This is a genomic window from Mesorhizobium sp. M7A.F.Ca.US.014.04.1.1 (assembly GCF_003998745.1).
GTDB lineage: Bacteria > Pseudomonadota > Alphaproteobacteria > Rhizobiales > Rhizobiaceae > Mesorhizobium > Mesorhizobium ciceri.
In genome coordinates, this window is record NZ_RZRW01000350.1 from 1 (window position 1) to 6,189 (window position 6,189).

Here is a 6,189-nt window from a genome sequence, read left to right on the forward strand (position 1 = left end):
GTCGAGCGCAATGCCAAGGCGATCCTGACGCTGGCGGCGGGCCAGCTGGCCAGTTCGCTCGCCACCACCTCGGAAACGGTGCCCGGCGCCATACAGGATCTGCTGGAGACCACCAGCCGTCAGGGCGCGATGGGCCGCAGCCATGTGCTTGTCATCACCGACAGCGCTTTCAAGATCGTCGCGGTGACGCCACGCTCGATGCCATGGCAGGGCCATTCTCTGGACGGCCTCGTCGAGGGCGGCCAGCCCTTGTTCATGTTCGGCGATCGTGCGGGCGTCATGGACGTCAACATCGACGGACGGGATTGGTACGCCGCGGTCAGCCTGGCGAATGGCGGAAAGGGTGCATCGGCGGCCCTGGTGCCACAGGACGCGGTTTTCGATGCCTGGCGCAAGACCGTTTCGCTGAACGTCACCCTGTTCGTGCTGACGGCCGGTGTGCTGATCGTCATCCTCTATGCCTATTTCGGCCAGGCGGCACGTGCGCAGGCGGCCGACCGCATCTACCTCGAAGCGCATCAGCGCATCGACATGGCGCTGGTTCGCGGCCGCTGCGGCCTGTGGGACTGGGACATGGTGCGCGGCAAGATGTACTGGTCGCGCTCGATGTACGACATGCTCGGCTACAAGCCTTGCGAAACGATGCTGTCCTTCGGCGAGGTCGATCAGATCATCCATCCCGAGGACGGCGACCTGTTCGAGCTCGCCAACAGAATCGTCGCTCGCGAGATCGATCACATCGATCAGGTGTTCCGCATGCGCCATGCCGATGGCCAATGGGTCTGGATGCGCGCGCGGGCACAGGTCATCGATCCGGAAGCGCCGGAGATCCAGCTGATCGGCATCGCCGTCGACGTCACCGAACAGCGTCATCTGGCGCTGCGTTCCGAGGCTGCCGACCTTCGCCTCAGAACGGCGATCGAGAACATCAACGAATCCTTCGTGCTGTGGGATTCGACGCAGCACCTGATCATGTGCAATTCCAAATACCAGCAGGACAACGGGCTTTCGGACCGCGACGTGATGCCGGGCACCGCGCGCGCGGCTCTGGAAGAACGCATGCTGGCCTTTGCTTCCGAAAGGCGGCTTGCCCACACCAGCGGCCTGCAGGGCGGCGCCACTTTCGAGCGGCAGTTGGCCGATGGCCGCTGGCTGCAGGTCAACGAACTGAAGACCCGGGACGGCGGCATCGTCTCGGTCGGTTCCGACATCACCCAGATCAAGCTGCACCAGGAGAAGCTGGTCGACAGTGAGCGACGGCTGATGGCAACGATCCATGATCTCAGCCTCGCGCGGCGGGCCGAAGAGGAGCGTTCGCGCGAACTGGTCGACCTCAACCGCAAATACATGAAGGAAACCGAACGGGCCGAAGCGGCGAACCGGGCCAAATCCGAATTCCTGGCCAACATGTCGCATGAGTTGCGCACGCCGCTGAACGCCATCATCGGCTTCTCCGAACTGATGGAACAAGGGCTGTTCGGCCCGCTCGGATCGGAGCGCTACGAGGAATATGCCACCGACATCAACAGCAGCGGCAAGTACCTGCTGGGCGTCATCAACGATATTCTCGACATGTCCAAGATCGAGGCCGGCCAGTTCTCTCTGGACCGGGAAGAGATCGACCTCGGCCCGCTGATCAGCGAAACCGTACGCGTCGTTTCGCTGCAGGCGGCGCAAAAGGCCATCTCCGTGGAAACGCGCATTGCCGATGCGCTGACGCTGGTCGCCGATCGCCGTGCGATCAAGCAGATCGTCATCAACCTTTTGTCCAATGCGGTGAAGTTCACCGGCCACGGCGGCCACATATCGGTCAGGGCCCGCAACACATCCGGCGCGCTGGTGCTGACGATCGAGGACAATGGCTGCGGCATCCCCAAGGAGGCGCTCGGAAAGCTCGGACGGCCGTTCGAACAGGTGCAGAACCAGTTCTCCAAGAGCCATGCCGGGTCCGGCCTTGGCCTTGCCATCTCACGTTCGCTGGCCGAGCTTCAGGGCGGCGCGCTGAAGATCCGGTCGAGCGAAGGTGTCGGCACTATCGTGTCGGTGCGCATTCCGGTGAAGAAGAGCGTGCTGGCCGTCAAGGTTGCAGCGTGAAGTTTTTATCACCATCCCAGGCCTGATCCACCTCGTGGACGCGAGGTGAAACGCTTTGACAAAGTTATCTATTTTATCTATTTTGGATAAAAAAGAAAGGCCTTGTCATGCGAGTGACTTCAACGGAATTCCAGCAGAATGTCGGGCGTTTTCAGGATGCTGCCCAGCGTGCGCCGGTCGCAATCACAAAGAATGGCCGGACCCACACGGTACTCCTGTCGGCGGCGATGTTCGAGGTCTTGGTCAAGGGACGGGTCGCCCGTCCTGTGGAAGAGCTGGACGACGAGACGCTTAACGCCATCGCCGAAAGCGCCGTATCGAGCGAATATGCCGGGCTTGATGCAATGCTCAAAGACTGGACACCGTGAGCCTGCCCAAACCTATCCCGGGTCTGGTGATTTCCTATTCTTACCTCTGGGTGAGAGAACACGAAAAGGGTGCCGAAGAAGGTCGCAAAAACCGATCATGCGCCATTGTCGCCGCGCGGTCGTGGAGGGCCGTGAAGTCATAACGGTCGTTCCGGTCACACACTCGCCACCAGCAGATCCTGCCGATGCAGTAGAAATACCTGCGCCCCTCAAAGCCTATCTCGGCCTCGATGACACGCCATCATGGATCGTCGTCACCGAAACCAATCATTTCCTCTGGCCGGGTCCCGATCTCAGGCCTATCGCGGGGAGCAAACCGTCCCGATTCGACTATGGCATGCTGCCGCCGCGTTTCTATGCCTATCTGCGCGACCGGATTTTGCAGTCTCACGCAAGCCGGGCGCTGCAGCAGATTCGGCGAACAGAGTAGCTGCATGAGACTGGAGGACCACGAAACGTCCCCGATTCCAAGGGACGATCGCTTCCCGGTCATCCCGCACGAAGCAAAAGGTCGAAATCCTTCCTGACCTTCTGCGACGTCTCCTTGAGGTGTGCTTCGAGCACACCGAAATCCGGCAGGTCGGTCACCGCCAGAAGCAGATCCGAAAGCCCCGGCGGAACGTCGTCGCGCTCGAAGGCTCCGGTAAGGCACAGCCGCGTCATCTGGGTCAGCGCCAGATAGAGCGCATAGGCGTCGAAAAGCTCCTGCCTCGCCCCGGCATTGGCGAAGCCCGGTGACAGGCGCGAAAGGATTTCGGCGGTACCGGTAACGCGCGGCCCGGCGCCTACCTGCCCGGTGATGACAGCGACTTGGGCGATGAATTCGAGATCGATCAGGCCGCCGGGGATCAGCTTGATGTCCCACAGGTCGCGCGGCGGCTTTTCCTTCTCGATCATAGCCCGCATCTCCGAGGCCTCGGCCATCACCTTTGCGGCGTCGCGCGGCTGACCAAGCACCGCCGCCACTTCCGCTTCAACCTCACTGCACAGGCTGGCGTCGCCAGCTATGGCGCGCGCGCGTGCCAACGCCATGTGCTCCCAGGTCCAGGCTTCCTGGCGCTGGTATTTCTTGAAGGCATCGATATGGGTCGCCACAGGACCCTTGTTGCCTGATGGCCGCAGGCGCAGGTCGAGTTCGTAGAGCACGCCCTCCGCCGTCGGCGCCGACACAGCTGCGATCAGCCGCTGCGTCATGCGGGTGTAGTAATGCGAAGGCGCCAGCGGTTTGTCGCCATCGGACTCCTCGGCGTCCGGCGCGTGGTCGTAAAGCAGGATCAGGTCGACATCCGATCCGGCGGTCAGCTCGCGGCTGCCGAGCTTGCCCATGCCGAGCAGCGCAACCACGCCGCCGGCAATGGTGCCGTGGCGCGCCGCGAATTCGGCCGTCACCGCCTGCAACGCAGCCTCGATGGTGAGATCCGCCAGATCGGAGAAGGCGCGGCCGGCGCGCGCCGGATCGATCGAGCCGGCGAGCAGCCGGACGCCGATCAGGAATTTCTGCTCGGAAGCAAAAATGCGCAGCCGGTCGAGCACGTCCTCATAAAGCCGGTCGCCCTCGACAAAGGCGGAAAGCCGTGCCGACAGATAGGCGCGGTCCGGTAGCTCCGTCAGCAAGGCCGGGTCGAGCAGACCATCGAAGACATGCGGCCGGCGGGTGATGATCGCCGCCAGCCGGGGCGCCGCACCCATGATCGTTGCCAGGAGCTTGAGCAGGGCCGGATTGGACTGCAGCAGGGAAAACAGCTGGATGCCGGCCGGCAGGCCGGCGAGAAATTCGTCGAAGCGCATCAGCGCTTCGTCGGCCCGGCGCGTCTGGCCGAAGGAGCGCAGCAGCGCCGGCGTCAATTCCGTCAGCCGCTCGCGCGCCTCCGCCGACTGGGTGACGCGATAGCGACCGAAATGCCAGCCTCGGATGACGCGGCAGATGTCGCTTGGCCGCTGGAAGCCGAGGCCGTGCAAGGTCTGCAGCGTATCGGGATCGTCGACATCGCCGGTGAAGACGAGATTGCCGATGCCTGTCGACAGTTCGGGTGCTGTTTCGAACAGTGCCGCGTAGTGGCGTTCGACCTGCTGCAACGAGGCGCGAAACGCCTGGGAAAAGGCAGAAGCATCGGCAAAGGCGAGCATGCGGGCGATGCGCTCCAAGCCTTCATCATCTTCCGGCAGCGTGTGGGTCTGCTCGTCGGCAACCATCTGCACGGCATGTTCGACGCGGCGCAGGAACCAGTACTGGCGGGCGAGCGCATCGCGCGCCTCGGTGGTGATCCAGCCGCGTGTCGCAAGCTCGCCGAGCATCGGCACGGTCTCGCGGCCACGCAGTTCAGGGAAGCGTCCGCCGGCGATAAGCTGCTGGGTCTGGACGAAGAACTCGATCTCGCGAATGCCGCCGCGGCCGAGCTTGACGTTGTGGCCCTTGACCGCGATCTCACCATGGCCCTTGTGGGCGTGGATCTGACGCTTGATCGAATGGACGTCGGCAATCGCCGCGTAATCCATGTATTTGCGCCAGATATAGGGCTGAAGCTCCTTGAGGAAGGTAGCGCCCGCGGCCAGATCGCCAGCCACCGGACGTGCCTTGATCATGGCGGCGCGCTCCCAGTTCTGGCCGCGCGCCTCATAGTAGCGCAGTGCCGCCTCAACCGGGATCGCCAGCGGTGTCGAACCGGGGTCGGGGCGCAGCCTCAGATCGGTGCGGAAGACATATCCGTGCTCGGTGCGGTCCTGCAGGATGCGAACCAGGCGGCGCGTCAGCCGCGAAAACAATTCGGTGGCGTCGAGCGGGTCGACGACCGCCGGTGCTTCCGGATCGAAGAAAACCACCAGATCGATGTCCGAGGAAAAATTCAGCTCATGTGCCCCGAGCTTGCCCATGCCGAGCAGGATCCAACCCGACTGTTTCGACGGGTTGTCGACATCCGGCAGTTTGAGTTTGCCCTGGCCGTGCGCGTCGCGCAGCAGGAAGTCGACGGCGGCACGGGTACAGGCGTCAGCGAGGTCGCTCAACCGCCGGACCGTCAGCGCCGTTTCGGCCTCGCCGGCAAGATCGGCCAGCGCGATGAGGAAATGCGCCTCCGCCTTCCACTGGCGCAGCTCCATCATCAGGCCGGATTCCGAAAGGGTCTCCGCCAAATGCGCCAGGTCTATGGCGGCGCCGATCGCTTTCAGCCGAGCCTCGATTGTCTGCTCGAACAGCCCGTCCAGGATTTGCGGCCGGCGACGTGCCGTATCGCGCAGGAACGGCGACAGATCGAAGACGGCGGCGAGGAAATCCTGGCCCTCCCCTTTGCCGGCCAGAAACTTGGCCAGCCGCGTCAGCCCTTCTTCGCGTGCGGCGGACGCGATCTCGGCCAGTTCCAGCCGCGCACGGTCCTCGTCCAGCGGAACAAGCCTGGCCGCCGGCTTCAGCAGCCAATCTTTCGCTCTCGCAGTCGTGCTCATCAGTGATCCTCCCGAACCGGGAAACTCATGACCACGGATAGTCCAGGATTGCCAGGCAAGAGTTCAAGCCGGCCATTGTGGAATGTCATGACCGCCTTGGCGAGGCTGAGGCCAAGACCGGAACCCGGTTGCGAACGGCTCTTCTCCAGCCGCACGAAACGTTCCGTGGCACGCGCGCGGTCGCCATCGTCGGGAATGCCGTGGCCATTGTCGGCAACCGACAGGCGAACGTCCGCACCGGTTCGCTCGAGCGTGACGCGCACCGCCGGCTGGGCATTGGCGCCGGTGG

At 63.5% G+C, this 6,189-nt stretch carries 5 protein-coding genes; 3 read left to right on the forward strand and 2 right to left on the reverse strand.

Going from position 1 to position 6,189, the window contains the following annotated elements; translation table 11 throughout:
* The 3 genes from EOA22_RS21575 to EOA22_RS21585 all read left to right on the forward strand — a co-directional run.
* Positions 1-2,094 (forward strand): PAS domain-containing sensor histidine kinase (locus EOA22_RS21575; protein WP_127390208.1); only part of this gene is annotated, 2,094 nt, incomplete at its 5' end.
* Between the two features lie 107 nt (positions 2,095-2,201).
* Positions 2,202-2,462 carry a type II toxin-antitoxin system prevent-host-death family antitoxin gene (locus tag EOA22_RS21580; protein WP_013532628.1) on the forward strand — a complete coding sequence of 87 codons (261 nt, stop codon included), beginning with the start codon at positions 2,202-2,204 and terminating at the stop codon, positions 2,460-2,462.
* Positions 2,463-2,583: 121 nt separating this feature from the next.
* On the forward strand, positions 2,584-2,892 hold the full coding sequence (locus EOA22_RS21585; RefSeq protein ID WP_245478666.1) for a hypothetical protein: 309 nt from the start codon (positions 2,584-2,586) through the stop codon (positions 2,890-2,892).
* 59 nt (positions 2,893-2,951) lie between these two features.
* On the opposite strand, the gene EOA22_RS21590 is transcribed toward EOA22_RS21585, so the two are convergent.
* Positions 2,952-5,900 (reverse strand): bifunctional [glutamine synthetase] adenylyltransferase/[glutamine synthetase]-adenylyl-L-tyrosine phosphorylase, encoded by a 2,949-nt coding sequence (locus EOA22_RS21590; protein ID WP_013532629.1) that lies wholly within the window; start codon positions 5,898-5,900, stop codon positions 2,952-2,954.
* A partial coding sequence (locus tag EOA22_RS21595) for a sensor histidine kinase (protein WP_164755717.1) occupies positions 5,900-6,189 on the reverse strand: 290 nt, incomplete at its 5' end. The genes EOA22_RS21590 and EOA22_RS21595, both read right to left, overlap by 1 nt.

Bases quoted from the DNA above. Each gene is read 5' to 3' on its own strand.
- EOA22_RS21590 (WP_013532629.1), bottom strand. From the start codon at position 5,900: ATGAGCACGACTGCGAGAGCGAAAGATTGGCTGCTGAAGCCGGCGGCC.
- EOA22_RS21580 (WP_013532628.1), top strand. From the start codon at position 2,202: ATGCGAGTGACTTCAACGGAATTCCAGCAGAATGTCGGGCGTTTTCAG.